Raw genomic sequence first — 26,359 nt, forward strand, 5'->3', positions numbered from 1 at the left:
TTATATAAGTTAAAATATAAAACCAGTGAATCTCATTCACTGGTTTTATATTTTACATCTTTTAAGCCTTTTCTATTCTATTTCTTCCATTTTCTTTGGCTTTATATAATAATTTATCTGATTTTCCAATTAATTTAAGAGCATTTTCTTTTTCTAGTTCTGCAACTCCTCCACTGATTGTTACCTTAATATTTTTTTCCTTAAATTTAATGTTTGAAATACTCTTTCTCAATCTTTCAGCCAATTTATATGCATCTTGCAAACCTGTTTCTGGTAGTATTATGATAAACTCTTCTCCTCCATATCTTCCGGCAATATCGCTTTGTCTTATTTCGCTTTTTAATTTTTGGCTTATTTTTATTAAAACATCATCTCCAAATTGATGTCCATAAACATCATTAATACACTTGAACTTATCAATATCAAACATAATTATTGAAAGTTTTTTATCATATCTTCTAGCTCTTTGTATCTCCTCTTCTAATCTTTCATACATGTATTTATGGTTATATAAGCTAGTTAATCCATCTATTTTTACCATTCTCTCTAACTCAAAATTTTTTTCCTTTAATTCTTGTAGTAATAAAAATGTTCTTATATTTGCTTTTAACCTCGCAATAAAAACATTTTCATTAAAAGGTTTTGTAATATAATCATCTGCTCCAGAAGATAAAATATTTGAAATAATTTTTTGATTATCTATAGCAGATATAGCAATAATTAAGGCATATTTATATTTTTTTCTCAATTCTAAAATAACTTGTTCTCCAGATATACTCGGCAAAACAAAATCTATTAAATACAAAGAATACGCTTGCATTTGATTTAAAAGTTCTTCTGCACAATTATAATAATCTACATTTGTAATATTGTTTAACTCAAATATTTTTTTTATAATCATAAGTTCTAATGAATTATCATCTAAAACAGCTATTTTGGCTTTCTTTAATTGCTCATCTGCAAAGTCTACTAGCTCAAATCTATCAATATAATTTTTAAAACCATCTAAAAAGCTACTTTTATGTATAAAGTCTATAACTCCTAAATTAAAAAGCTTATTTTTTGTTTCTATATCATCTTTTGCAGACAGCACAATAACAGGAATATTTTTATATGGGCTTTCATTTAAAGATTTTATAAAGTCCTCTCCTTTTTTATCTTTAAACTCTAATGCAGTTATAATAAGATCTATTTTTTTGTTTTTTAATACTTCAAATGCTTCTCTAGGCGTTCTAACTGAAAAATACTCAAAATTTCTCTCTTCAATAATATCTTTTAAAATTTCTTTATAAAAAAAATTGTAATCTACATGCAAAATCGATAACATCTTATCACTTCCAAATTTATATTATATTTTCAATTATACTGCAATTTATCTGTTGTTTCTATGTATTCGTCAATTTTATTTTTACATACTTGAATTATTTTATTGTATACAGAAAAATACTTTGTCCATATTAATACGATTCTTTTTATGATTGTCTTTTTTTTACATTTCAAAAGGATTTATCCTTCAAAGATAGAATTTTTTTCTATGAAATACTTTTTTAAGGAGGATATTTATGATAAATTCTAAAGCTATCAAAAAAGAGTTGTTGCTGATTATTTTTTTTCTTTTGATTTTCACAAAAGCTACTTGGGCTGCAAAAAATGAATTCTTAACAAGAATGGATATTATTATTGTCTCAAATGATAATACAAAAGGAACAGAATTACAGTATAAAAATATCTTCCATACCATTAGCCTTGATAGTAAAACAATAAAATTATCTGAATTAGATGACTTTGACTTAACTAATGTAAAATTATTAGTTCTCCCTGCATCTGTTTCAAAAAACCTTCATAGTTCTTTAGAAGAAAAAATTTTAGAAGAAGTACATAAAGGACTAAATGTCATCATAGAAGAAAAATCCAATCTGATTGAAAAATTTGGAATTAATTTTTCACAAGAATTTGTATGGATAAATGCTATTTTAGATACTAACCATAAAAATCTTCCGATTCATTGGCCTGAAAAAATAAAAATCGAAAAATTTAACCCTCATAACTTAACCATCTTTTGTATGGGAAATGAAGAAAAAGTAGAAAAAAAAGAAGATGAAACCTTTATTTTTCACAAGTATAAAGAAGAAGGTATACCTGTTATAGTAGGTGGCTCTTATGGCGAAGGAAAATTCTTATATATGGCAGCTACTCTTGATGAAGTATCTAGGCATGGATATACCAGATTTCCTTTTTTTCATGAAATCATCATAGATTATTTTGACTGTAAACCTAAAGTATCTAGAAAACAATTAATTGCTTATATGGATTGGGGATATCATTACTTTGAAAATCCAGATGAACTTGCTAAGAAATTAAAAAACTATGGCATTACTCAAATTCATTTTAGTGGTTGGTACCCTTTAGAAGAAACAAAAGATTTCCTAAATAGATTTATTGATGCCTGTCATAGTAATGGAATTTATGTTTGCTGTTGGTTAGAACTTCCAATGGTTACAGAAGATTTTTGGAATGAACATCCTGAATGGAGAGAAAAAACGGCTTTAGAAAATGATGCTAAAATCGACTGGCGCTATTTAATGGCACTAGAGATTCCAGAATGTATGAAAGCAGTGCAATTAGAAATAAAAAAACTTTTAAATCAGTTTGATTGGGATGGTGTAGATCTAGCAGAAATCTATTTTGAATCTCCTGATCTAGGATTTGATTATCCAGATTCCTTCACGCCAATGAGTGATATTGTTAGAAAAGAATTTAAAGCAAAATATGGAGTAGATCCAATCAAAATATTTGATCCTGAAGATAAACATTATAAAGAAAAAGATCTTAATGCTTTTAAAAACTTTGTTCAATATAGAACTGATTTGTGTACTAAACTCAATCAAGAAATGATTATGTTTTTAAAAAACAAGGAAAATTTCAATAAAAATTTAGACCTTATTGTAACACAAATTGACACTTTTTTTGCTGAAAAAATGGAAGAAGATATTGGTGTAGATACAGATGCATTACTTGATTTACAAAAAGAGTTTGACTTTATATTTCAAGTTGAAGATCCATTTCCTCTATGGGATTTAGGCCCTGATCGATATGCCAAAATTGGACAATCCTATAAAGAAAAAACAAAAGAACATCGAAAAATAAATGTTGATATTAACATTGTAGAAAGAACTTATACACAATGGCCAAATCCTAAGCAAATTGGTTTAGAATTCTTAATGTTATTAGCAGAAGCTTCTAAAAATTTCAATCAGGTGTGTATTTATGCTGTTAATTCTCCTTATCCTTTTGATTATGCTTATGCACCTTATGCACTTGCTTCATCTGTTAAAATGCATGAAAAAAGAGCTAATTTTTATGAATTTTCATCTTCTTTTCCTTTTATCTTTCATATAGAAACAAAAGGAAAAAATTTCTATTTAAATCAAAATTTATGGCCTTGCATTAAAGATAATGGCGTGATCATTCCAGCAGGAGATCATACCCTATCTTTTGAAAAAAATGACCACAATAAAAACAAACTATATATTACCGGAATAAATGGAGACATAAACAATTGTTCTTATAAAGATAATAATATTTTTATTCAATATAGTGAGAATAAAAAAGTATTCATAACCTTAAATAAATATCCTGCAAAGATTGATTTTAATGGAGTAGTAAAAGATTTGCCCATCTTTTATAATGATGAAGGATTTACTGTCATTTGTCCCCCTGGAAACAATACAGTCATTTTCTATGATGAAATGATTAAACAGCCAACAGTTTTTATTGATAATAAAATAATTGACTTTTCAACCTATTATATAAAAGATGGTCATATTCTATATCCTTTAGATGAAATACTATATGAAATGAAAGCTGGATATACATGGAATATAAAAGAACAATCCTTGTCTGCAGAAAAAAATGGCTACGTATTATGGTGCCAAGTTGGCAATAAAAAAGCTAGAGCAAATGGAAATGATTTTTTATTAGAAGTTCCATTAGTTTTTTATAATAACCACGTAATGGCTCCGTTAAGGTTTATAGCTGAGTCTCTTAATTATGACGTTTATTGGATTCCTGAAAATAAAGTGATAAAAATTATTTCAAAATAAGAAGAAAGAAATAAGCAAGTCTTATTTCTTTCTTCTTATTAAAAATATAGAAATAATAATGATTATGGTTAAAGTTACTATAAGAAAAATGGTAAAGTATTTTAGCTTAGAAGTAAATATTTCTTTTGGTATATTTTTATGCTCTATATTTCTCTCTTTTATCTCTATTTGATTTTCAATACTCTTTCCATAATATTTACAAAAAACATTTCCCAGTTCATCTATTATTGTAGCATTTCCTTTTAATTTCACAATTAAATTAAAATCTGTCAAATACTTTTTGGCCCACCCTAAACCTTCATTTTTCATCGAAGTAATTACGAGTACTTTTTTATCATGATTATATGGAGACTTTATAAGCTGTATAGTAGCCACTTTACTATCAAAATCTTCTAATAAAGTTATCTTTTCATTAGATAAAAATTTAGTGTAATCTTCATTAAACTTAATATGCATATTTTTATTCATATTATCAATAAGCCTATTTTCTTTTGGAAGGCCTATAACTATCATATTTTTATCTTTATATGTATTATTATATTCATCTGCAGTTATAACTTCAAAATCATCTAAATCGTTTGTTTCATGACCCAAAAAAGCCATAATATTTCCAGCAATACTTATTTCTTCTGATGATGGCTTCTCAGATAAAACCATTAATAAATCATTAAATTTGTTATTCTGTATAAATGGACTTGAATAGTATTCAAAAAAACTATCTTTTCTGTTGCTATGTGGTAAATATAAAAAAGATTCATTCGATAAATAAACCCATGAATTACTATCTAATCTTGTATCACACTCTACCCCTTCAATATCAAGATAGAAAGTAACTTTTAAATCATAATAAGTACTATCTTTTACATCTTTTGGAATAGTTATCTCAAAAACATCATCATTTGCATTTTCATAGCTTAGTCTCTTACTTCCTATAGGTATATTATTGATATAAACAGTCATAACTGATTTATCAAAATTTAATATTTGTGAATATCTCATTTTAAGATATAGCTTTGCATCATCTTGTATAATCCAATTTTTAGGAATGTTAATTCCAAACTTTGCATTTTGCCGAAAAAGCCCTTCTATAAAAACATCTGAATATCCCATATCTTTTAAGGAAATATAATCAGAAACCTTCTGATTCTTTTTAACTATATCCAAATTTTTTGAAATAAACTGGGTATTTTTTTTCATTTGCATTACCATATCTTCAACTGTTAAAGATTTTACTGCCTTTATAATTGACTTATAATCATCTGATAATATAAGTAGCATTTTAAAATTTTTATTGTAGGGAGAATTTACTTCTTTTATCAATGCTTCTTTCTTGATATGCTCTTTTTCTTCTGTAGTTAGCAATAAAGAAATTTCATTAGGTAAATTATTACTACTTCCTATAAATATAATATTGTTTTTATCTTTATCCTTCGAATCACTAAATTTTTCGATTTTAATATCTAAATTTTTAAATGCCTGCTTTTGACCAAAGTTTGTTGATAGCAGCATTGCAGCTTTAAGATGCTCATTTTTAAAATCATCTGGTATGATTATTAAAGAATTTACAGGAAGTTCTTTACTCTCCTTTAGATACGGATATGGGTACTCTTTTAAGCTATTCTCATCTATTTTTTCTCTAAATGCTATATGTATATAAGATTCTTTATGATATACAATCCAATTTGCTGGATTAATCTCATCTAGACAAGGGGTTGTTGAAATTCTGCTGTAAGTTCTTATTTTAACTTCATTAAAACCTTCTCTAATATATTCTATTGGAATACGAACTTTTATGACTTCTCGATTTTTCTTTTTATTTTGTAGTCGTGTGCTATAAATCGGATAATTATTAATATATATTGTCAAAGTAGAGTTTATACATTTCTCTATATCACTCTGGCTTAAGATTAACTCCATATAATTTCCATCTTCAATTTTCCAGTACTTATCTACCGTAAAAAAAGAGATATAACTTCCATAGACTCCTTCAATATGCACATCATTATCAAAAAAACGATAGTTTTTTTCATTTGTTTTACTAAAATATTCATTAATTGATTTTATAGGTTTGCTTGAAATATTTTTATCATTAGGAAGAATCATATCAAAATTTTTCCTTATAACAATTCCATTAATGCCTATTTTTTCTATATCTCTTAAAACATTTACAGCTTCTTCCCTCGTTTTATAATTTCCAACATACACTTTTATTAAGTTGCTTTTAATTTTATAAGCAGCATAACCATTTTGTATTAATTTATTATAAGTTTTATCTGCATTATTCTCTGCTTTAAAAGCTCCTATTTGAATAGTATATCTTTCATTTGTCTCCGCATACCCATAAGCTGTGAAGTAGCCTAAAGGATTTAGTAGAAAAATAATGAGCCACACTACAATTATTTTCTTCATTTTGTCCCCCTTATTTTCTTTTAAAATCTTTCTGTTTTATACCACTTTGCTTGGCGTTTTAACATTTTACTGCGAAGATAACCAATCATTCCTTTTATAGCTACAACAATCCAAAGCTGGCAGTAGGTAAAATACATAATAGTTACTAAAAAAATATTCTTATAGTTACTTTCTCCTTTTTCTAATGTTAATGTAATACTTACTTCTAATACAAATAAAACATATGATAAAATCCAAATAATTATAAAATTCCCTGATAAAGTAATTTTTAAATCTGTAAACAAACCTAATAAAAAAATAACATCTGATATGAGTACAGAGGATAAAAATAAAATATATATAGAAAAGAAATAATATAAATCAAATAATACGCTACCATTCTTTGCACTAAAAATCTCCTTAAAATATTTTGCTAAAACATAGATATTTCCATTTGCCCATCTTGTTCTTTGCTTAAACCAAACCTTTAACGTTTCAGGTTCTTGCTCCCAAGTTACAGCCAATGGCATAAATGCAATTTGATATCCCATATTATAAATTCTAAAACTAATTTCCGTATCTTCAGCTATTGCATTTGGGTCCCATCCTCCTAATGATTCCATAACACTTCTTCTAACAATAAAATTTGTCCCAGGAATTGTACAAATTCTAAGGAGTTTCCATCTTCCAGCCTGAGCCATCCATTGAAAGCTTAAAGTCTCAATATTGATAAATCTAGTTAACCAATTTCTATTTCTATTTCTCGTCCTAAATTTTCCAATCACTGCTCCATATTTTTCACAACCAACAATAGTACTTACTAAATAACGTAAAGACAATTTTTCTGGTGTATTATCTGCATCATAAACAACAATAAATTCTCCGCTCGATGCATTAAACCCAATATTTAATGCATTTGATTTTCCTTTTCCTCCACTTATAGAATCTGTCGTAATTACTTTTATATTTCTATCTGCATAAGCATATTTTATTTCTTCTAAAACATTTTTTGTGTTATCAGTAGAATTATCATTAATAACAATAACTTCTATTTTATCCGTAGGATAATCAAGTGATAAAACAGCCTTTAAGGTTCTTCCAATAACTTTTTCTTCATTATGAGCAGGAATTAATACAGATATAGTAGGGTATTTTTCTACATCTTTCAACACACTTATCCCATTTTTCGTAACATCTAAATTATATATATATCCACTTATGGTCAAAAATATATTTAAAAGCAACAACCACCAAGTAGAAATTAATGCATATAGAAATAAATAATCCATTATATTCATGCGCTTCACCTAAATAAGTCTTTATTTTTTTTATTTGATACTATAAAAATAACTAAAAATATTAAACAAAAAATCAATACAAAATAAGAAAGTATATTAATCCCTATATAAAAATAGCTTTTTTTATCTGTATCTTTTTCCCCATAACTATCTGCTTGAAAAATAATCTCCCCATTTTCTGATCTTATATAAATATCTTCCCATTTAACCCAATTATTCTCTTTTCTTAAATCATAAAATTCCACTTTTTTATCTTCAAATTTTCCAACAATGGTTTTAAGATAATTTATATCAAGGTACGGATGAAAAAAAACTCCAGCAGTATATCCCCTTACCATAGAAATTTTTGAAAAATTATCAAAAATATCATAAATAGCCAATGGATTATCTGGATCTACATAACCAAGATTCTCTGGTACTAGCTTATAAAACAAATTTGTATCATATAAATTATATGGATAAGAAACAGTAACAAAACCTGCATCACTTGTTTGAACTTGCCCAATATAAGTTGAAAAATATTTTTTTAAAACTTTATAGCCTTCTTGGCTCATAGCATAATGAGGAGCTTCAAATGCTAATGGATATATATCATTTTTTACACATTCCTCAATTCCTTTACCAACTCTTGTATATATCCATTCATTTATATCTACACTTAAGGGCTTATCATTTATCCCATCCCAAAACTCAAATCCTTCTCCTGTTACTTCTCCACCAAACGCCTGATGGGTAAATCCATGTAAAACAACACTTCCTCCTAATTCTTGTAAATATTTTATCGTTTCTACAAATTCCTTATTATCAGACATTAAAGTGATATAACCAGTCTCTGGATCTTTGTAAGCAGGAATTAAAGCTATCATAAATGGTATATTTTTTTTGTATAAATATTCACCAACAGCTTTTAATTTTTTAACATCTCTAAATGGATGTACATCTTCGATTCTTACATATACCCTGCTTTTTCCAATATTTTCTTCTCCAAAAACATCATATAAAAAATCTCCTATTATATAGAATAATTCAGAATTTATTTCAACTCTTGAAATATAATAAAAATTATTTTCTTGAATGATATAAGGATAACTCTTTTCTCCATTATCTACCCAAGCATAAACCTTTATATTTTCAGATTTTCCATCCACAATGTTATATGCTTTTATGTCTTCATTATTAGTTATATAACAACTATTATTTTTGTAATTTACTTTTATAAAATTGTAAAATTCTCCTTTATAAGCTAAATGAATTCTTTCATTTTCTTTAAGAAATTTTTCTACACCTTTTCCCATCCAGCATATAACTTTTTTTGTTTTTTTTATATCTTCCATAAACAATACATTAATAAAATCTCCTTCAATACCTATTATAAATACATAATCATATTTTTCTATTTCATGTTCTTTATAATCCTCAACATTTTTTTCAGTAACACTCACATTAAAATGTCCTAAAAGTTCTCTTACAGATGTTACAATATCCTCTATACTTCCAAAATTAGCTCTATGATCATAAACCAATAAAACATTTTTCTTTTTTTCTTCTCCATAAGAATATTGCGAAAAATTAATAAATAGTAAGCAAATTAGAAAAAGCAATAGCATTTTCTTAAACAATATCATATTCTAGCTCCTTTTCAGCTAACTCCTTATATTCAAAAATACTCGTAATCTGCTTATTGTATTGAATAAATCCTATCTTAATATCAAGTTTATATTCTTTTTCATCATTTCCTTCTTGAATTATTATATGTGATAGCGCTTTCTTTAATCTCTCTTTTAAAATTTCTGCCCCTGTTGCATCCGTATTCTGAAGTATAATAGAAAAAATATTTTTATCTGTTCTATATTCTTTATCTTCATTTCTTATGGTTTTTGTAATAATTTTTGCAAATACTTTTATAATTTTTTCTACTTGTGTTTTTCCATAAATAGAAATTAGTTCTTCAAAATACTGAATCTCTATTACCATTAAAGTTAAATGAAAGTTATAACGATTCGCTCTGCTTATTTCTTCATCTAAATCTTTATAAAATTCCTTTGCATTACTTAATCCAGTAGCCTCATCAATAGTCACTAAATTTTGAATATCTTTTTCTATTTTCTCTAGCTCCCATCTCATATCCTTTAAATGTTTGCTAAATTTTCCAGTAATAAATGCTGTTAATGGGAAAATAATAATCCAATAAAAGCTTTTACTTATATCAAAACCCTTATTAAATATGCTTTGATAAAGAGCATAGCTTCCATATCCAAATATAAAAAATGCACTCGTTAATAATCCTGTAACTATATTCGTAAAATAAGCAATATATAATAGGATAAAAACCAATTCATATAAAATAAAATCTTTAAAATCAATTTCATCTACATCAAAAATCATGAATGTTGTTATAATGAATATTTCAAGTATTAATAGAAAAAAATACATATCCACATATTTATTCGCTTTTTTCATAAAAGATCCTCCTAAATTAAAAAGCTAGCAAAGCTTGTAAGTTATCAAAAGAAAAAACTTCATAAGTATCTATATTCCCAAAAGCTCCATATAGTGGACTAGTCTTATCCAATATTTGTAGCCGTAGCATTCGTTTCATTGCCTGTTTATACAAAGCTTCATCTCTAATATTTTTTGCTATTCTTGCCGTAATAGCATAAACTGCAGTAGATTCATCTTCACAAATAGGATATCCAGTTTTTATATTATATTCCAAAAAAATCCCTTTGCCAAAAACCTGTTTCCTAATCCATTTTATTGTCTCTTGTTTTACCAAATTCATTTCACTAAGATGTAAAACAACTAAAAGAGCTTCTATAGAATTTATATTTTCATTGGTTGAATATCTTTTTGAGTCTATGTTAAAAGATTTTTTATACAAAGGCAGTTTATTAGAAATATACCCTCCTTGTATAATTTTTAATCCATTTTTATAAGGCACTTCCCATTTTCTATGTACATTTCTAAGTAAATTCATAGTATATAAGTCAATATAACAAAGATCAATTTTTTTTGCTCTATATTTACTTCCAAATTCATAGTAACTAGTTAAATACCCTTTATTCGTACTATATTTTAATAATCCTTTGCTGATTCTTTTTAAGATTTTATAATATTTTTCTTCTTTCCATAAATCATAAGCATATATCAAAGAACGAACAATTCTTAAATCATCTAAGGATGCAGAACTATTAGATATTTGATTATTTTCTTCTCGTATTCTCCATCGAATCAACCCTTCGTCTCCCATCATCTTGTTTTTAACAAGATCTAGATGCTGATCAAAACCTTTTTTATCTCCTTTTTCAACATAATATTGCATGATTAGACCTTCTGATTCAGAAAGAATCTGATAGCCTTTGGCTAACTCACCAATTTCATCTGTATCTAAATAATTTGTATATATCCCTCCCTTATTAGAGGACATTTTTGTCTTTATAAACTCTAAACAAGACTTTTCTTCTTCTAAATATTCATGGCCATATCCTATATTTCTTTCTAAGTAAAATTCAGGCTGTCTTAGCATAATAAAACGTCCAAATAATATAATTATCATAAAAATTATAAAAATCCGCTTCATAATAAATCTTCCTTTACTTTTTTATATTAATGATACTTCGACATATTTTTCTAAATTATGATATATATTCTTCATTTTATACGATTTCCCTTTTTAAATATTTTTATCTATTAGCAATTTTACGAACAAAGACGCATATATAAATAGTTAGAAGATACTTTAAAATAAAAGTTTTTGCTTTATATACTTATAGCAATTATTCGAAAGGAGATGATTTTATGAAAAATGTCACTTTAAACAAAGCGTTATTTCTAAAAATAAATGAAATAATCAAAAAATATGAAAGTGACAAGCACAACCTTCTTGCAATTCTTCTGGAAACACAAGATTTAATCCCAAAACATTATATTCCTATTGAAGCTGCTGCCTTTATCGGAGACAAGTTAAATATTCCCATAAGCAGAGTATACGATGTCATTTCTTTTTATTCAGCTTTAAACGATAAACCTAAGGCACAACATGTTATTAAACTATGTAAAAGTACTACTTGCAGGGTAAACAGATATCAAACTGTTCGAGATGTACTAGAAAAAGAGCTAGGAATTAAAATGGGTCAAACAACACCTGATGGAAAATTTGCTCTTGAGTATAGCGCTTGCTTTGGTGCCTGTGACATCTCTCCAGCTTTTCGAATAGACACGGAAGTATACGGAAATCTGACTGAAAAGAAAATCAAAGAAATCATCAATAAATACAAGGAGGTATAAAATGAAAAAAACAGTTTCACTTATCTCAAAAAATTTCAAAAAAATTCATCCTGAATCGTTAAAAGAATACCTCAAAGCTGGAGGCTACGATGGACTAAAAAATGCTCTTCCCCTTACATCTTTAGAAGTAATTACAGCTGTAAAAAAATCTGGTATTAAAGGAAGAGGAGGTGCTGCCTACCCTACAGGATTAAAATGGGAACAAGCTGCTGCAATACCTGGTCCTAGAAAAATAGTCATTTGTAATGCAGATGAGGGAGAACCAGGAACATTTAAAGATAGATATTTATTAGAATATGATCCATTTAAAATAATAGAGGGCATGACTATTGCTGCTTATGCTGTTGGCGCAAATGAAGGCTATATCTATATAAGAGAAGAATACAAAAAGTTACAAAACCGCATGCGCAAAATTATTGATATAGCTATTCAAAATGGTTTTCTTGGAAATAACATATTAGGTACAAATTTTAAATTCAATATAAAAGTTTTTTCTGGTGCAGGGGCATATGTATGTGGTGAAAACTCTACCCTTATTGAATCAATGGAAGGAAAAAGTGGTAGACCTAGAATTAAACCTCCATATATTAAAGAAAGAGGATTATTTAACCTTCCTACCCTTGTAAATAATGTAGAAACCTTTAGTATTATTCCAGTAATCTTTACAATAGGTCCAGAAGAATATGCTAAATATGGAACCCCAAATAGCAGAGGTACCAAACTTATTAGCATAGCAGGAAATATTAAAAAGCCTGGCACATACGAAATTCCTTTCGGTATTACATTAAATGAAATTGTTTTTGATATTGGAGGAGGAATACGTAACAATAAAAAACTAAAATTTTTACAAATTGGTGGTGCTTCTGGATCTATTGTTCCAGCCAGCATGACACATATTCGATACTGTTATGAAGATTTTAAAGAACATAATATCACTATGGGGTCAGGTGCAATTTTAGTTGCTGATGAAACCATTAAAGTTGTAGATTTTCTAAAATCTGTACAAGATTTCTTCCTCCATGAAAGCTGTGGTAAATGCACTCCTTGTAGAGAAGGAAACAGACAATTATCAAAGATTTTTAATCGCTTTGTAAAGGGCAATGCAAGTATTGAAGATTTTAAGACAATCGAACGCTTTGGAAAAGTAATGAAATACTGCTCATTTTGTGGTCTTGGTCAATCTGCTACTACTGCACTCCTATCTGCTATAAAACATTTTCCTGATGAATTTTACACCCATATTGATAAGGTACATAAAACTATATAAGCCTAAATAATAAGGAGGTTCATTATGAAGTATTGTAATGTAATAATAGATAATAAAGAAATTACCGTTCCAGAAGGAACAACCATTTTAGAAGCCGCTAAAAAAATAAATATCAATATTCCTACCCTATGTTATCACCCTGATTTAAGTATAAAAGCCAATTGTAGAATTTGTAGTGTAGAAGTAAAAGGAAAAAATAAATTAGTTGCTGCTTGTTCTACCCCTATATGGGATGGTGCTAAAATTGTTACTAACTCTAAATTAGTTAGAGACATGCAAAAAGGGGTTCTAGAATTAATTTTGGCAAATCATCCTCAGGATTGCCTACGATGTATTCGCAATGGAAAATGTGAACTACAAAAACTATGTGAAATATTTCATATATCCAAAAGCAATCTAGAAGATGAAGTAGATGCATTAGAAGTAGATTCATCTAGTCCATCTATTGTAAGGGATCATCGGAAATGTATTAAATGTAATCGCTGTCTAGAAGTATGTCAAGAAAGCATCCTTAGCCATGCCCACCGATCTATTCACTATAGTATTACGCCAGCTTTTGAAAGAAAACTTATGGATACATTGTGTGTTTTCTGTGGTCAGTGTTCTTCTGTTTGTCCTGTAGGTGCAATTTATGAAAAAGATGATACACAAAAAGTTTGGGATGCCATTCATAATAAAGATAAACATGTCATTGTCCAAATTGCTCCTGCTGTGCGTGTAAGCATTGGCGATGAATTCGGTATGGATGCAGGAAAAAAAGTTACAGGTAAACTAGTTGCTGCTCTACGAAGAATCGGATTTGACAAGGTATTTGATACAGATTTCGCAGCAGATTTAACCATTATGGAAGAAAGTAGTGAACTATTGTATAGAATTGAAAATGGTAAAACATTACCAATGATTACATCATGCAGTCCAGGATGGATTAATTTCATAGAAGGAAATTTTGAGCATTTACTAAAATATCTTTCTACTTGTAAATCTCCACAGCAAATGTTTGGTGCTATCTCTAAAACATATTATCCTAAAATCATGAATATAGATCCATCTAGTATATTTACTGTATCCATAATGCCATGTACTGCAAAAAAATATGAAGCTACTAGAAAAGAAATGAATTCTAGCGGATTTAGAGATATTGATGTAGTATTAACAACACGTGAAATAGCACGAATGATCAAGTCTTCCTGCATTGATTTTGAGGGAATCCAAGAAGAAGAATTTGATACACCTTTAGGAATATCTACTGGAGCAGGAGTAATATTTGGTGCAACAGGTGGTGTTATGGAAGCAGCACTCAGAAGTGTATACGAAATAGCAACAGGTATGGCATTAAATAATTTGGAATTTATAGGAGTAAGAGGATTAGAAGGTATAAAAGAAGCCAGTATTAATATAAACGGAAATACCATTAAGGTTGCAGTTGCTCATGGCCTTGACAATGCGAAAAAAATTTTAGAAATGATAGACAAAGGTAAATGTGACTATACTTTTATTGAAATTATGTGCTGTCCTGGAGGCTGTATAGGTGGTGGTGGTCAACCTATTGGAACTACTTTAGAAATAAAAGATAAACGTATTCAAAGCATTTACAAAGTAGATGAAGAAATGCCTATTAGAAAATCCCATAAAAATCCTGCTGTATTAAAATTATACGAAGATTTTTTGGGAAAACCTTTAGGCAATCTATCCCATAAACTATTACATACTAATTATAATCCTAAGAATAAAGATTATGATTTTTCACAAATATATGAGCTTAATTAGCTCTCTTTTTTTGTCTGAATTTTTAGTAATATTAATTTTTTGTAACAATTGCAAACCTTTTCCTGCTCTTATTTGTTTTCGTATTCTCTATATTCTAGTAATTTGAATTATTTTAAGCATTTTATTTAAATATTTGTATATAATATTCTGAATTTAATGATTTTTAAAAAATGATTCCAAAAGATGTTATACTATAAATGCTAAAAGTTTATCTGTTACATATCATCTTCTAAGAAGATGAGCTTCTATTAACGAAGTACAATTTACAATCTATTCCCAAAAACTAAATCTATAAGAGGAGGACTTTTGATGGTAGGATTTTTTAAAATTTCACCTGTCTTTGTAATGGCTGGACTTATGATGTCTGGGATGGATGCTTTAGTAGCAGCACCACTTGCTACTGTGTATGCAGCAATTATTGCAATTATTACTGAAAGACTTAAATTTACAGAAATCATTGACTGTGCTGTTGAAAATGTTAAAGAAATGCAACTTGTATTCTTTATATTAATGGCAGCTTATGCTATGGCTGAATGTTTCATGGCTACTGGTGTAGGTGCATCAATTATTAACGTTGCATTAAGTCTAGGACTAACTGCAAAAACAGTAGCTGTTACAGGATTCTTAGTAACTTGTATTCTTTCTGTTGCTACTGGTACTTCATGGGGAACCTTTGCAGCATGTGCACCAATATTTTTATGGTTAAATCATATTGTTGGTGGAAATATTCTAATTACTACTGCTGCAATCGCAGGTGGAGCTTGTTTTGGAGACAATATCGGTCTTATTTCTGATACAACCGTAGTAAGTTCAGGTATTCAAAAAGTTGAAGTAATTCATAGAATTAGACACCAAGGTGTTTGGTCTTTATTATGTCTTATTGTAACAGCAGTTATAATATTTGGACTAAGCATGGGATTACCAAGTACATCTGCTAATGCTGCTGATGCAATCAATCAAATTCCTCAAGAAGTTTGGGATAACTTAAATGAAGCTAGACCTTCAGCTGTTGCATTACTTAACCAAGTTAAAGAAGGCGTACCAACTTATATGATTATTCCTTTATTAGTGGTACTAGTTGTAGCAATCAAAGGTCTACCAACATTAGCTTGTCTTGGAATAGGTATTATTACATCTTTAGTATTAGGCCTTACTGCAGGCACAATTGAATCTTTTAATACATTCTTAGACCTTTTAAAGACAGGTTTCTCTGATGCAGGAAGTTGGGTTATCGTTATGATGATGTGGGTTGGTGCTTTTGGTGGTATCATGGGTAGAATCAAAGCATTTGCTCCAATCTCTAACTTTATTGCAAATATCGCTGGAAGCGTAAGACAGCTTATGTTTGCAAATGGTTTGCTTTCTATCATCGGAAATGCAGCTTTAGCTGATGAAATGGCACAAATCGTTACAATTGGTCCAATCCTTAAATCTTTAACAGATGAAAATGTAGAAGCTAGTGAAGAAGATATGTATAAATTACGTTTAAGAAATGCTACTTTTGGAGATGCCTTAGGTGTATTTGGTTCACAGCTTATACCATGGCATGTATATATTGGTTTTTATGTAGGTATTGCTTCTGCAGTATATCCATTACATCAATTTGTAGCAATGGATATTATAAAATATAACATAATGGCTATGGTTGCTGTAGGGTCTATATTAATCCTAACCTTAACTGGACTTGATAGACTTATCCCATTATTTGGATTGCCTTCTGAACCTAGAGTTAGGTTAAAAAAACATAGTAAAACACCTGCAAGAAAAACTGCCTAAAATTATTCGGCACCCTTTATGGGTGCTTTTTTCTATTGCTAGAAAGTAAGAGTAATTTGTAGCGTAGTTATATGCGACATACAAAACCTTAAATAAAACAAAAAAATGATAAAAAATAAAAATTTTTTAGCAAATATAGTATTTTACATATGTCTCTAATAGGAATAGTATATAGATTAGGCACAAAATAAAATAAGTGAGGTGTTTATTTATGAATCCATTTATAAGCTTGGGTATGACACTCATTGTAGGAATTCTTTTCGGTCAGCTTATGAATAAATTCAAAGTTCCAGCTGTTGCTGGTTATATAATAGCAGGACTACTATTAGGAACATCTGGACTAAATCTTGTCAATGGTGAAATGATTGAAAAACTATCTTTTTTAAGTGATTTTGCTTTAGGCATTATTGCCTTTAACATTGGAAGCGAACTAAAAATATCAATCTTAAAAAAACTTGGAAAATCTATATTCATCATTGCAACTTGTGAAGCATTTATAGCTTTCGTATTTGTTACTGCTATTACTTTTGTTATAACAAAAAATATATCTATAGCATTAATATTAGGAGCTGTATCTTCAGCTACTGCTCCAGCAGCAACAGTCATGGTTTTGAAAGAATACAACGCAAAAGGCCCTTTAACAAGTACTTTACTTGGTGTTGTAGCAATCGATGATGCTATCTGTCTTATAATCTATGCTATTGCATCTGCTGTCGCAAAGGTATTTATAAAACATGAAACAATTACACTTTATAAAATATTTATACATCCTTTTACTGAAATTGCTTTATCTATTTTAGCAGGAATAGTCCTTGGAATCATTTTAACTTATTTGATTAAAATATCCAAAAAAGAAACTGAACTACTTCCTTTTACTGCAGGAATGATTATATTGCTTGTGGGTATTGCTAATAAATTCCATTTATCACCATTGCTTTCTGCCATGTCCTTAGGCATAATTGTTGCAAATATATCATCTAATAGCAGAAGAGTTTTTTCTAGTATTGAAAGCTTTTCACCCCCTATTATCGCAGCCTTTTTCACATTAGCAGGTTCAAGACTTGATATCTCTTTATTACCACATATCGGTATAATCGGTGTTGCATATTTAGTATTTAGAATCTTAGGAAAAGTATCAGGTGCTTCTATTGGAGGAATCATATCAAACGCTCCTATTGTTGTAAAAAAATATATAGGTTTCGGATTATTGTCACAAGTAGGGGTAGCTATTGGACTTGCAATTGTTGTAAATAAAGAATTTGCTGGTACTGAGCTTGGCTCACTGGTAATTACCATCCTATTAGCAACAACAATTATCACAGAAATAGTAGGCCCATTAGCCACAAAAAATGCTATAATAAAAGCTGAGGAAGCTCGTTTATAATTTAAATAGGGGGAGGGAATGTATATGTACGCTCTGTTTTTAATATTAAATGAAGTAGAAAAATTAGATCAAATACACAATATATTTTATGAAACTGGTGTTGGTGCAACTACACTCGATAGTGTTGGTATGGGAAAAGTTTTATTAGAGCATCATGTAGATGTTCCTATATTTTCTAGCATTAGAAAACTAGTAGAAGGAAACAAACCTTATAATAAAACAATCATAAGTGTTATTCGAGAAGAAGAAAAGCTAAGAAAGATCATTGATCTAATTAATGAAGAACTAGATCATATTAATCAACCTGGTGTAGGATTTATGTTTGTATTACCAGTATTGGAATGCTATGGTTCAAAACACACTGGTTCTAAAATAAGAGAAAAAAGCAAAAAATAAAACTGAGGCGTTATCCTCAGTTTTATTTTTTATAAAGTTCATATAAATCTGTTCTTCTATGTTTTAATAACGGCAGCTCTTTCCTAACTTTTTTTATCTTTTCAAAATCAATTTCACCGTATATAATGCACTCATTTTCATCCGCTTTACTTATTATTTCTCCCCATGGATTCACAATACTAGAATGTCCATAAGCATGATAAGCTGCCTCCATATTTCTTGATGGAGAAGCAGCAATAAAATACACTTGATTGTCTAATGCTCTAGCTCTAAGTAATATATCCCAATGTGCAGGACCTGTTGTCATATTAAAAGCAGCTGGTACAACAATTATTTCTGCTCCTTCTAATGCCATAAGTCTCATAAGCTCTGGAAATCTCATATCATAGCATATAGCAACCCCTATTTTACAGTATTCAGTATCCACAACTGTCACTTTTTCTCCGTATCCTAAACTATCAGATTCCTTAAACTTAATTCCACCTTCAACATCAACATCAAATAAATGTACTTTTCTATGTTTTCCAATCATATTTCCTTTCTTATCAAATATATAAGAAGTATTATAAATAATATCTTTATCCTTTTCTGGAATCGACCCACCAATAATATATACTCCTAATGTTTTTGCTAAATTTGATAAAGCATTTGTCGTTTTTCCAGGATAATTTTCAGCAAATAATGGAAAGTATTTATTTTCATAAGGGCAATTGAACATCTCTGGCAAAATTATTAATTGACTACCATTTCTTACAGCCTCACGAATCATTTTTTCTGCATTTTCAATATTTTTCTCCTTATCCTCCACTACTTTTATTTGACATATGCCTACCTTTAATCGTTTCATTTTTCCTCCCCTTCCTTTATTTACTATTATATAATAAAAAATAAAAGCATGCCTATAAAATACTTAGCATGCTCAGACTTTAGACAAAATAAAATTTATGAATGAAAAATAAAAGTGAATAATTTAAAAGCTTTAGTAAAGAAAACTTGATGAAGAATTTCAGAAAAATCCGTAGGCTTAGCAAGGACGCTAAGCCAGCATCCTACAAGATAGGATGTCTTGATTAGGTGCGTTAGGATTTTTCGAAATTATGAATCTTAGTTTTCTCTAAAGATTTGCTTATGAACGTTATTTTTCAATTCATTGATAAATATAACTTTGTCAACAAACTCAGCATGCCTATAAAATACTTAGCATGCTTTTATTTTTTACCAATTTCTTGGTTTTATAAACATCTGTGTCCAATAAGTAGTTCCTCTTTCATCTTTTGCAAATCCAACACCTATTTCTGTATAATTAGGATTTAAAATATTTCTTCGATGTCCAGATGAATTCATCCAACTATGTACAACCTCTTGAGGACTTCTTTGGCCCTTTGCAATATTTTCACCTGCATATGAATATTTAATCCCAAAGTTTTTTATCATTTCAAATGGTGATCCATAAATTGGTGAAGTATGAGAAAAGTAACCTTGTTCTTTCATGTCCTTTGATTTGTATCTTGCTACTCTTGATAACTGCCAATTTTCTTTCAAAGGCTTTACTCCTACCTTTTCTCTCTCTATATTTACAAGTCTTATAACCTCTTTTTCAAATATTCTTCCTGCTTCCATATCTGGTATCATAATTTTCATACCAGGATAAATAATATTTGGATTTTGAAGCTGTTTATTTTGGTCTATAAGTTCAGAAAGCCCTACCTCATATTTTTGCGCAATTTTCCAAAGTGTATCACCAGGCAAAACCGTATGTACTTGACTAGCAGCTTGGACATTTAATGGATTTGCTGTAGATAATAAAATGGCTATAGCCCCTCCAATTAAAAACTTTTTCATTTTATCATTCCCCCTCATATACAAGTATATCGAATTTTTAAAAAACTGAAAAACCTCAATATTTGTAACTATTTGTACATATAACCACCAATAGAAAATATTACTTTAATTGTTTCAAAACTTTTTATGAAAGAATATATTATAACAGGAAGAAAATGAAAAAAAAACATAAAAAATATTTATAAAATCATTCTTGACTTTCTTTGACTTTCGTTTTATAATAAAATTAACAAAAACTTAATGGAGGTGTTTTATATGTTTAGGGGATTGATTCCTTTTTCTAATGGTTCTAGAGATGTAGAAAATTTCTTTGAAAAAATGTTTGAAGATCATTTTGGATTTCCTACTCTCTCCACAGGAATGAAGGTAGATATTAAAGAAAATGAAAAAGAATATATTTTAGAAGCTGAAATCCCTGGAGCAAATAAAGAACAAATCCATATAGATTATCAAAACAATTATTTAACCATATCTGTTGAAAATATAAATGAAGTAAAAGAAGAAAGAGAAAATTATATCAGAAGAGAAAGAAAAGTTGGTAAATCTAGCAGATCTTTTTATATAGAAAACATTCAACATGATAATATTTTTGCAAAATATGAAAATGGTATCCTAAAAGTAGTATTACCTAAAGACGAAAATCATAGAAAAAGAAAAAGAATTGAAATTCAATAAAAAGAGCCTTATAGGCTCTTTTTAAGAATTTTTTCAAACTCTATAGATGTTACTGGCGGACTAAAAAAATATCCTTGCGCATAATCACAATTTTGTTTCTTTAAAAATTCTAATTGTTCCTTTGTTTCTACTCCCTCTGCTATTACATTAAGATTTAAATTTTGTGCCATAGCAATTATTGTAGAAGCAATAGCTGCATCATTTTTATTTTCTATAATATCCTTTATAAATGATTGATCAATTTTTAAATTATCAATAGCAAATTGCTTTAAGTAACTAAGTGATGAATATCCTGTTCCAAAGTCGTCTAAAGATATTTGAATATTCATCTCTTTTAATTTTTTCAATATCCCTATTGTATATTCTATATCTTCTACAGCAATGCTTTCTGTAATCTCTAACTCTAGATATTTTGGTTCTAATCCTGTTTCATCTAAAACATTCCTAACCATATCAACAAAATTTGGTTGTTGAAACTGACGAGCAGATATATTTACTGCTACTGTAACAGGTTCATAACCAGATTCCTGCCACAGCTTATTTTGTCTACATGCAGTCTTAAGTACCCATTCTCCTATATGGATAATACAACCATTTACTTCTGCTAATGGGATAAATACTGCAGGAGAAATCATTCCCTTCTGTGAATGCTTCCATCGTACTAATGCTTCCATTCCAACAATCTTTCCGGTATAAATATCAACTTTAGGCTGATAATATACCAATAGTTCTTCATTTTTTATTGCATTATGTAGATCTTTGTCTAAAGACAATTTCTCTATCAATTTTTCATCCATAGATGATGTATAAAATTGATAGTCATTTCCTCCTTTTTCCTTTGCACGATGCATTGCTATATCTGCATTTTTAATAAGGGTAAGTTCATCCATGCCATCATCTGGATAATACGCAATCCCTATGCTAGCTGTCATATAAAATTCATTTTCATCAATTACCCAACTCTTTTTTATACAATTTAATATTTTTTGAGCAATTTCAGCAGGATTTTTTCCTTTTCTAACTTCAGGAAGCAATATGGTAAATTCACTTCCTCCTATGCGTGAAATTATGTCTTCTTCCCCTACACATTTTTTTAAGCTTTCTCCAACTTGTCTTAATAGTTTATCTCCAACATTATGACCTAAAGTATCATTAATATTTTTAAATCGATCCAAACCAAAAACCATAACTGCTACTTTTTCTTTATTTCGTCTAGCATGTGATAATATAAGCTTTAGCTGTTTTCTAAAAAATTCTCTATTAGGTAAATCTGTTAAAGAATCATAATAGGTCATATACTGAATAGTTTTCATCATCATATTAAAACTTTTTGCTGCTCTTCCAATTTCATCATTTGAATCAATCTCTGCCCGAACAGTTAAATCTCCTTCAGCTCCCTTCATAAAGACTTCATTTAATCTAATAATAGGTTTTGAAATCCTTCTAGCCATAATAAAGCCTGCAAAATTTGCTAATATAACCCCTATTATTCCTATGCAAAACAACATTTTGCTAGTTTCACGAATAGGTTTTTTTATATATTCTATAGGAACCTTTGTAATAATCTTCCATCCATCAGTATTTGGAATTTCATGAAAATAGAATAAACTGCTCATACTATCTATTTTAGATAATGGTTTTATGCAATCAGCATTTATTCCTTGTGATATAGCAGGAACTACATCTTTCATAATTCTTTCTTTATCAGGATGTGTTATAATTAGTCCATCTTTTGTTATAAGATAAGAGTAAGAATCAGTATGGTCTACTTTAAAATTTTTTATAAAACTATTTAATTTTATTAAATTCACATCAGCTCCCATTATTCCGATTACTTCACCTTTTTCATTTTTTATAGGAACTGCTATTATTACAGTCTCATTACCTGTTGATTTTGAAATAACTGGATTTGACAATATTGTTTTTCCTTCCATAACCGATTTAAAATATACTCTATCTTTTATATTAAAAAGCTCATTTGATAAGGTATTATGTGTATCTCCATTTTTATCTGAAATAAAAAACAAATCATAAATATCTGTTTTATTTTCAATCTCTTTTTCTAAATAAGGTTTTACTTTTTCCCAATTCATTTCCTTTATCAAAGGGCTATTTGCATAAATTTGTATTTCATTTATTCTTTCTTCAAACCATGCTCCAATGATCTCTGCATATAAAGCTACATTCTTTCCTTCTGTTTTTCCTATAACCCTTTGTAAATTATGAATTGATATATTTTCTGACATCAAAATTAAAACTGAAGCAATAAATAAACTTGCAATTAAAAACATAGCTAGTATTTTAGTTTTTATGCTCCTATAAAATCTTACTCTTTCCATATCTTATCTCCTCATTAGAAAAAATTAACAACAGCATTATTATACGCCATTGTTATATATTCCACAACATAAAATTCCATTTTTTCTCATATTATGACAAATATAAAAAATCTCCTGATTTAACTCAGGAGATTTTGTTATAAAAGTATATTATATTCTTGGCAGTTTTATTTGAAATACAGCACCTTTTCCTTCATGATTATATGCAATAATTTCACCATTATGTCCTTTTATGATTGCTTTCGTTATTGCAAGTCCTAGTCCTGTATTTCCATTGATCCCCTTATAAAATCTATTAAACACCTTATTTTCCTCTTTATCCTTAAAGCCTTCCCCATCATCTATTATATGAATTACTACATGTTTTGGGTAAATAGATGATTGAATAACAATGCTTTCATTTGCATATCTTACTCCATTGCTTAAAATATTAATAAAAGCCCTTTTTATTTTATTCTCATCATAAAATCCTTTGAATGTAAAATCTCCTTCTACACTTATTTTTATATTTTTTTCATAAGCCAAAGGTTTTACACTTTTTAATACATCTTTTAAAATATCCTCCATACAATGTTCTTTTAAGTGAAAAGTTTCTTCAACATTTTCAAGTTTTGTAAGATAGGTAATCTCCTCTACTATTTTCTTAAGCTGCTTACATTCTTCTATAATAATATCTAAGCTTTCTTCCATTTCCTCCCCTTCTACAATTCCATCCTTTATAGCTTCTGCATAACCTTGTATTGACATAAGGGGAGTTTTTAATTCATGGGATGTATTTTGTAGAAACATCTTTTGCTGCATATCATACTGCCTTAATCTATTCGCTAAAGAAGAAAAACATATAGAAAGTTCTTCTATTTCATCTCCTGTTTTGATCCTAAAATCTTTAGGAAAATCCTTTAAAGAAAATTTCTTCATGCTTTCCATAAGCTTTCTAATAGGACGCGTCAAACCTCTTTGGAATAATATCCCTATTATAATAGCAAAAACTCCAGCAATACCAAAGCTTATAAATCTTGTTCTTCTCATTATCTGATTCATTGCCTTTAGTTCTTTTTTTTCCATCATTAAGAATACATATCCCTTTATTGTTCCCTTTTGTGTAAAAATAATAACCTTTTCAGTAATGTATCCTTTATCTTTATTGTTTTTTATCATCAATTTTAACAAATCTTTTTTATCTATATTTGTATAAAGTACTTTTCTATCCTTGTTAAAAACAATAATCTTTGAGTCAATAAATCTTCCTGCAATCCTTAACTCTCTTCTTGCTAATATTTTTTCTCGAACATCTCTATCTAAAAGAGGTATTTTTTTCAAAGTTTCAGCAATAGATTGTCCCTCAATCCTTAATTCTTCCTTTGCTTCCTTTATCAAATACCTTTCAGATAATACATGGTAAGATACAGTCGTTACAAAAAAAGCTACAAATAAAATAATAAAATATGTTATCAATAGTTTATTTCCAATTCTTAATTTAACCATCAATTCTGTACCCATACCCCCAAACTGTTATAATTTCAAGTTCTGATTCTAATTGTTTTAATTTTTTTCTAATCCTTTTTACTAAATCGTCAATAACCCTTGTATCCCCTATATAATCATAACCCCATATTTTTTCTAATAACTGTTCTCTTGTAAATGGTATATTTTTATTCTTTACAAGCATTTCAAATAATTCATATTCCTTTGTAGTAAGCTTTAGTTCATCTCCATTTACTTCTATGTATCTTCGATTGCAATACATTTTCATATCTTTTAAAGCAATGCTTTCATTCTGTATATTATTCCCCTTTTCTATTCTTCTTAGAATAGTCTTGATTCTAACCACAAGCTCTCTTGGACTAAATGGTTTTGAAAGGTAATCGTCCGCTCCTAATTCTAATCCTAATATTCTATCAAATTCTTCATCCCTTGCAGATACAAATATAATTGGAATCTCACTTTTTTTACGAATTTCTCTACAGATTTCTAATCCATCTATTCCTGGCATCATAATATCTAATACTAATAAATCTGGTTTTAATCTTCCTAATTCAGATAATACATTTTCTCCATTATTAAAAAGTGTAACCTTATATCCTTCCTTTTGAAGATATTTTTTAATAAGCTCTCGAATGTTTGCTTCATCATCTACAACAAAAATATGTTTCAATTTCCCACCTCCACATCTGTATTATACCATGATAAAATTACAAATTGGATATAATACATACTGTTATGAAAAAAATAATTTTTTCAAATTTTCGATTGATTTCTATATACTAATTATGTTACAATAATCTACATAATTTCATATCACCGGTTGAAGGTAGCGGAAGTTTTTCGACCGTTATTGGACGGGCCTCTGGAGAGACTCTCATGAGCACCGAAGGGGAAAGCCATATATGGTGAAACTCTCAGGTAAAAGGACAGGGGATTTTAAATGGATGAAAAACATTTCTATTTTTAAAAATTTATAAAAATAGAAGTTTTGTTCTTTCATTTAAGATCTTGCTTTCTAGAGACGAATCCAATTGATTTCGTCTCTTTTAATTTTAATAAAAAGGAGCTGATTTTAATGAAAGCAGTTGTTACAGTAATTGGAAAAGATAAAATAGGAATAATTGCAAATGTTACTTCTGTTTTAGCAGAAAATAATATCAATATTTTAGACATTAGTCAAACTATTTTACAGGATTATTTTACTATGATCATGATTGTAGATTTGGAAAAAATGCAAAGCAATTTCCAAGATATAAAAATTAAACTTGAAGAGGTTGGTAAAAGAATAGGTCTTTCTATAAAAATACAGCATGAAGATATCTTTAATTCTATGCACAAAATTTCATAATAGG

21 protein-coding genes and 1 riboswitch are annotated in these 26,359 nt (G+C 28.6%); of the genes, 9 read left to right on the top strand and 12 right to left on the bottom strand.

Annotation, left to right across the window (positions count from 1 at the left end; genetic code table 11):
• Positions 1-61: 61 nt before the first annotated feature.
• Together FQB35_RS11175 and FQB35_RS15920 are read right to left on the bottom strand one after the other, a co-directional pair.
• Positions 62-1,327 carry a GGDEF domain-containing response regulator gene (locus tag FQB35_RS11175; RefSeq protein WP_148809975.1) on the bottom strand — a complete coding sequence of 422 codons (1,266 nt, stop codon included), beginning with the start codon at positions 1,325-1,327 and terminating at the stop codon, positions 62-64.
• 29 nt (positions 1,328-1,356) lie between these two features.
• The gene (locus FQB35_RS15920; protein WP_168198328.1) at positions 1,357-1,500 is read right to left on the bottom strand and encodes a hypothetical protein; all 144 of its coding nucleotides are present in this window, start codon (positions 1,498-1,500) and stop codon (positions 1,357-1,359) included.
• Between the two features lie 62 nt (positions 1,501-1,562).
• Here FQB35_RS15920 and FQB35_RS11180 point away from each other — a divergent pair, with 62 nt between their 5' ends.
• Positions 1,563-4,103 (top strand): stalk domain-containing protein, encoded by a 2,541-nt coding sequence (locus tag FQB35_RS11180; protein ID WP_148809976.1) that lies wholly within the window; start codon positions 1,563-1,565, stop codon positions 4,101-4,103.
• Between the two features lie 21 nt (positions 4,104-4,124).
• On the opposite strand, the gene FQB35_RS11185 is transcribed toward FQB35_RS11180, so the two are convergent.
• The 5 genes from FQB35_RS11185 to FQB35_RS11205 are packed head-to-tail and all read right to left on the bottom strand — an operon-like array spanning position 4,125 to position 11,369.
• Positions 4,125-6,512, bottom strand: a complete 2,388-nt coding sequence (locus tag FQB35_RS11185) for a cellulose biosynthesis cyclic di-GMP-binding regulatory protein BcsB (protein ID WP_148809977.1) — start codon at positions 6,510-6,512, stop codon at positions 4,125-4,127.
• A 20-nt stretch (positions 6,513-6,532) separates the two neighbouring features.
• Positions 6,533-7,798 (bottom strand): glycosyltransferase, encoded by a 1,266-nt coding sequence (locus FQB35_RS11190; RefSeq protein ID WP_148809978.1) that lies wholly within the window; start codon positions 7,796-7,798, stop codon positions 6,533-6,535.
• On the bottom strand, positions 7,795-9,414 hold the full coding sequence (locus FQB35_RS11195; RefSeq protein ID WP_148809979.1) for a DUF2334 domain-containing protein: 1,620 nt from the start codon (positions 9,412-9,414) through the stop codon (positions 7,795-7,797). Before FQB35_RS11195 ends, FQB35_RS11190 begins: the two co-directional genes overlap by 4 nt.
• Positions 9,401-10,249: a GGDEF domain-containing protein gene (locus FQB35_RS11200; RefSeq protein WP_148809980.1), complete on the bottom strand. Its 849-nt coding sequence runs from the start codon at positions 10,247-10,249 to the stop codon at positions 9,401-9,403. The genes FQB35_RS11195 and FQB35_RS11200 overlap by 14 nt, the downstream gene beginning before the upstream one ends.
• A gap of 16 nt (positions 10,250-10,265) precedes the next feature.
• Positions 10,266-11,369 carry a glycosyl hydrolase family 8 gene (locus FQB35_RS11205; RefSeq protein WP_148809981.1) on the bottom strand — a complete coding sequence of 368 codons (1,104 nt, stop codon included), beginning with the start codon at positions 11,367-11,369 and terminating at the stop codon, positions 10,266-10,268.
• 218 nt (positions 11,370-11,587) lie between these two features.
• Between FQB35_RS11205 and FQB35_RS11210 the strand changes: the two genes are divergently transcribed.
• The 6 genes from FQB35_RS11210 (at position 11,588) to FQB35_RS11235 (ending at position 18,666) form a co-directional block, all read left to right on the top strand.
• Complete coding sequence (locus tag FQB35_RS11210; protein ID WP_148809982.1) at positions 11,588-12,076, top strand: NADH-quinone oxidoreductase subunit NuoE family protein; 489 nt, start codon at positions 11,588-11,590, stop codon at positions 12,074-12,076.
• Position 12,077: 1 nt separating this feature from the next.
• On the top strand, positions 12,078-13,343 hold the full coding sequence (locus tag FQB35_RS11215; RefSeq protein WP_148809983.1) for a complex I 51 kDa subunit family protein: 1,266 nt from the start codon (positions 12,078-12,080) through the stop codon (positions 13,341-13,343).
• Between the two features lie 24 nt (positions 13,344-13,367).
• The gene (locus tag FQB35_RS11220; protein WP_148809984.1) at positions 13,368-15,110 is read left to right on the top strand and encodes an NADH-dependent [FeFe] hydrogenase, group A6; all 1,743 of its coding nucleotides are present in this window, start codon (positions 13,368-13,370) and stop codon (positions 15,108-15,110) included.
• Positions 15,111-15,419: 309 nt separating this feature from the next.
• Positions 15,420-16,886 (top strand): Na+/H+ antiporter NhaC family protein, encoded by a 1,467-nt coding sequence (locus FQB35_RS11225; protein ID WP_148809985.1) that lies wholly within the window; start codon positions 15,420-15,422, stop codon positions 16,884-16,886.
• A gap of 211 nt (positions 16,887-17,097) precedes the next feature.
• Positions 17,098-18,270 carry a cation:proton antiporter gene (locus FQB35_RS11230; protein ID WP_148809986.1) on the top strand — a complete coding sequence of 391 codons (1,173 nt, stop codon included), beginning with the start codon at positions 17,098-17,100 and terminating at the stop codon, positions 18,268-18,270.
• 24 nt (positions 18,271-18,294) lie between these two features.
• Positions 18,295-18,666 (top strand): P-II family nitrogen regulator, encoded by a 372-nt coding sequence (locus tag FQB35_RS11235; protein WP_148809987.1) that lies wholly within the window; start codon positions 18,295-18,297, stop codon positions 18,664-18,666.
• A gap of 22 nt (positions 18,667-18,688) precedes the next feature.
• Here the strand turns inward: FQB35_RS11235 and FQB35_RS11240 are convergent, their stop codons facing one another.
• Positions 18,689-19,513, bottom strand: a complete 825-nt coding sequence (locus FQB35_RS11240) for a carbon-nitrogen hydrolase family protein (protein WP_148809988.1) — start codon at positions 19,511-19,513, stop codon at positions 18,689-18,691.
• Positions 19,514-19,881: 368 nt separating this feature from the next.
• On the bottom strand, positions 19,882-20,508 hold the full coding sequence (gene safA / locus FQB35_RS11245; protein ID WP_148809989.1) for a SafA/ExsA family spore coat assembly protein: 627 nt from the start codon (positions 20,506-20,508) through the stop codon (positions 19,882-19,884).
• A gap of 255 nt (positions 20,509-20,763) precedes the next feature.
• Here safA and FQB35_RS11250 point away from each other — a divergent pair, with 255 nt between their 5' ends.
• Complete coding sequence (locus tag FQB35_RS11250; protein WP_148809990.1) at positions 20,764-21,183, top strand: Hsp20/alpha crystallin family protein; 420 nt, start codon at positions 20,764-20,766, stop codon at positions 21,181-21,183.
• Between the two features lie 8 nt (positions 21,184-21,191).
• Here the strand turns inward: FQB35_RS11250 and FQB35_RS11255 are convergent, their stop codons facing one another.
• The 3 genes from FQB35_RS11255 to FQB35_RS11265 all read right to left on the bottom strand — a co-directional run bounded on the left by FQB35_RS11255 (position 21,192) and on the right by FQB35_RS11265 (position 25,677).
• Positions 21,192-23,522, bottom strand: coding sequence for a bifunctional diguanylate cyclase/phosphodiesterase (locus tag FQB35_RS11255; RefSeq protein WP_148809991.1), 2,331 nt, complete (start codon positions 23,520-23,522; stop codon positions 21,192-21,194).
• 150 nt (positions 23,523-23,672) lie between these two features.
• The gene (locus FQB35_RS11260) at positions 23,673-25,022 is read right to left on the bottom strand and encodes a sensor histidine kinase (protein ID WP_148809992.1); all 1,350 of its coding nucleotides are present in this window, start codon (positions 25,020-25,022) and stop codon (positions 23,673-23,675) included.
• Positions 25,000-25,677 carry a response regulator transcription factor gene (locus FQB35_RS11265; RefSeq protein WP_148809993.1) on the bottom strand — a complete coding sequence of 226 codons (678 nt, stop codon included), beginning with the start codon at positions 25,675-25,677 and terminating at the stop codon, positions 25,000-25,002. The genes FQB35_RS11260 and FQB35_RS11265 overlap by 23 nt, the downstream gene beginning before the upstream one ends.
• Positions 25,678-25,859: 182 nt before the next feature.
• Positions 25,860-25,947, top strand: a riboswitch (glycine riboswitch).
• 135 nt (positions 25,948-26,082) lie between these two features.
• Here FQB35_RS11265 and FQB35_RS11270 point away from each other — a divergent pair.
• On the top strand, positions 26,083-26,355 hold the full coding sequence (locus tag FQB35_RS11270; RefSeq protein ID WP_148809994.1) for an ACT domain-containing protein: 273 nt from the start codon (positions 26,083-26,085) through the stop codon (positions 26,353-26,355).
• Positions 26,356-26,359 lie beyond the last annotated feature (4 nt).

Source organism: Crassaminicella thermophila (assembly GCF_008152325.1).
In the GTDB taxonomy this organism is placed as follows: domain Bacteria; phylum Bacillota; class Clostridia; order Peptostreptococcales; family Thermotaleaceae; genus Crassaminicella_A; species Crassaminicella_A thermophila.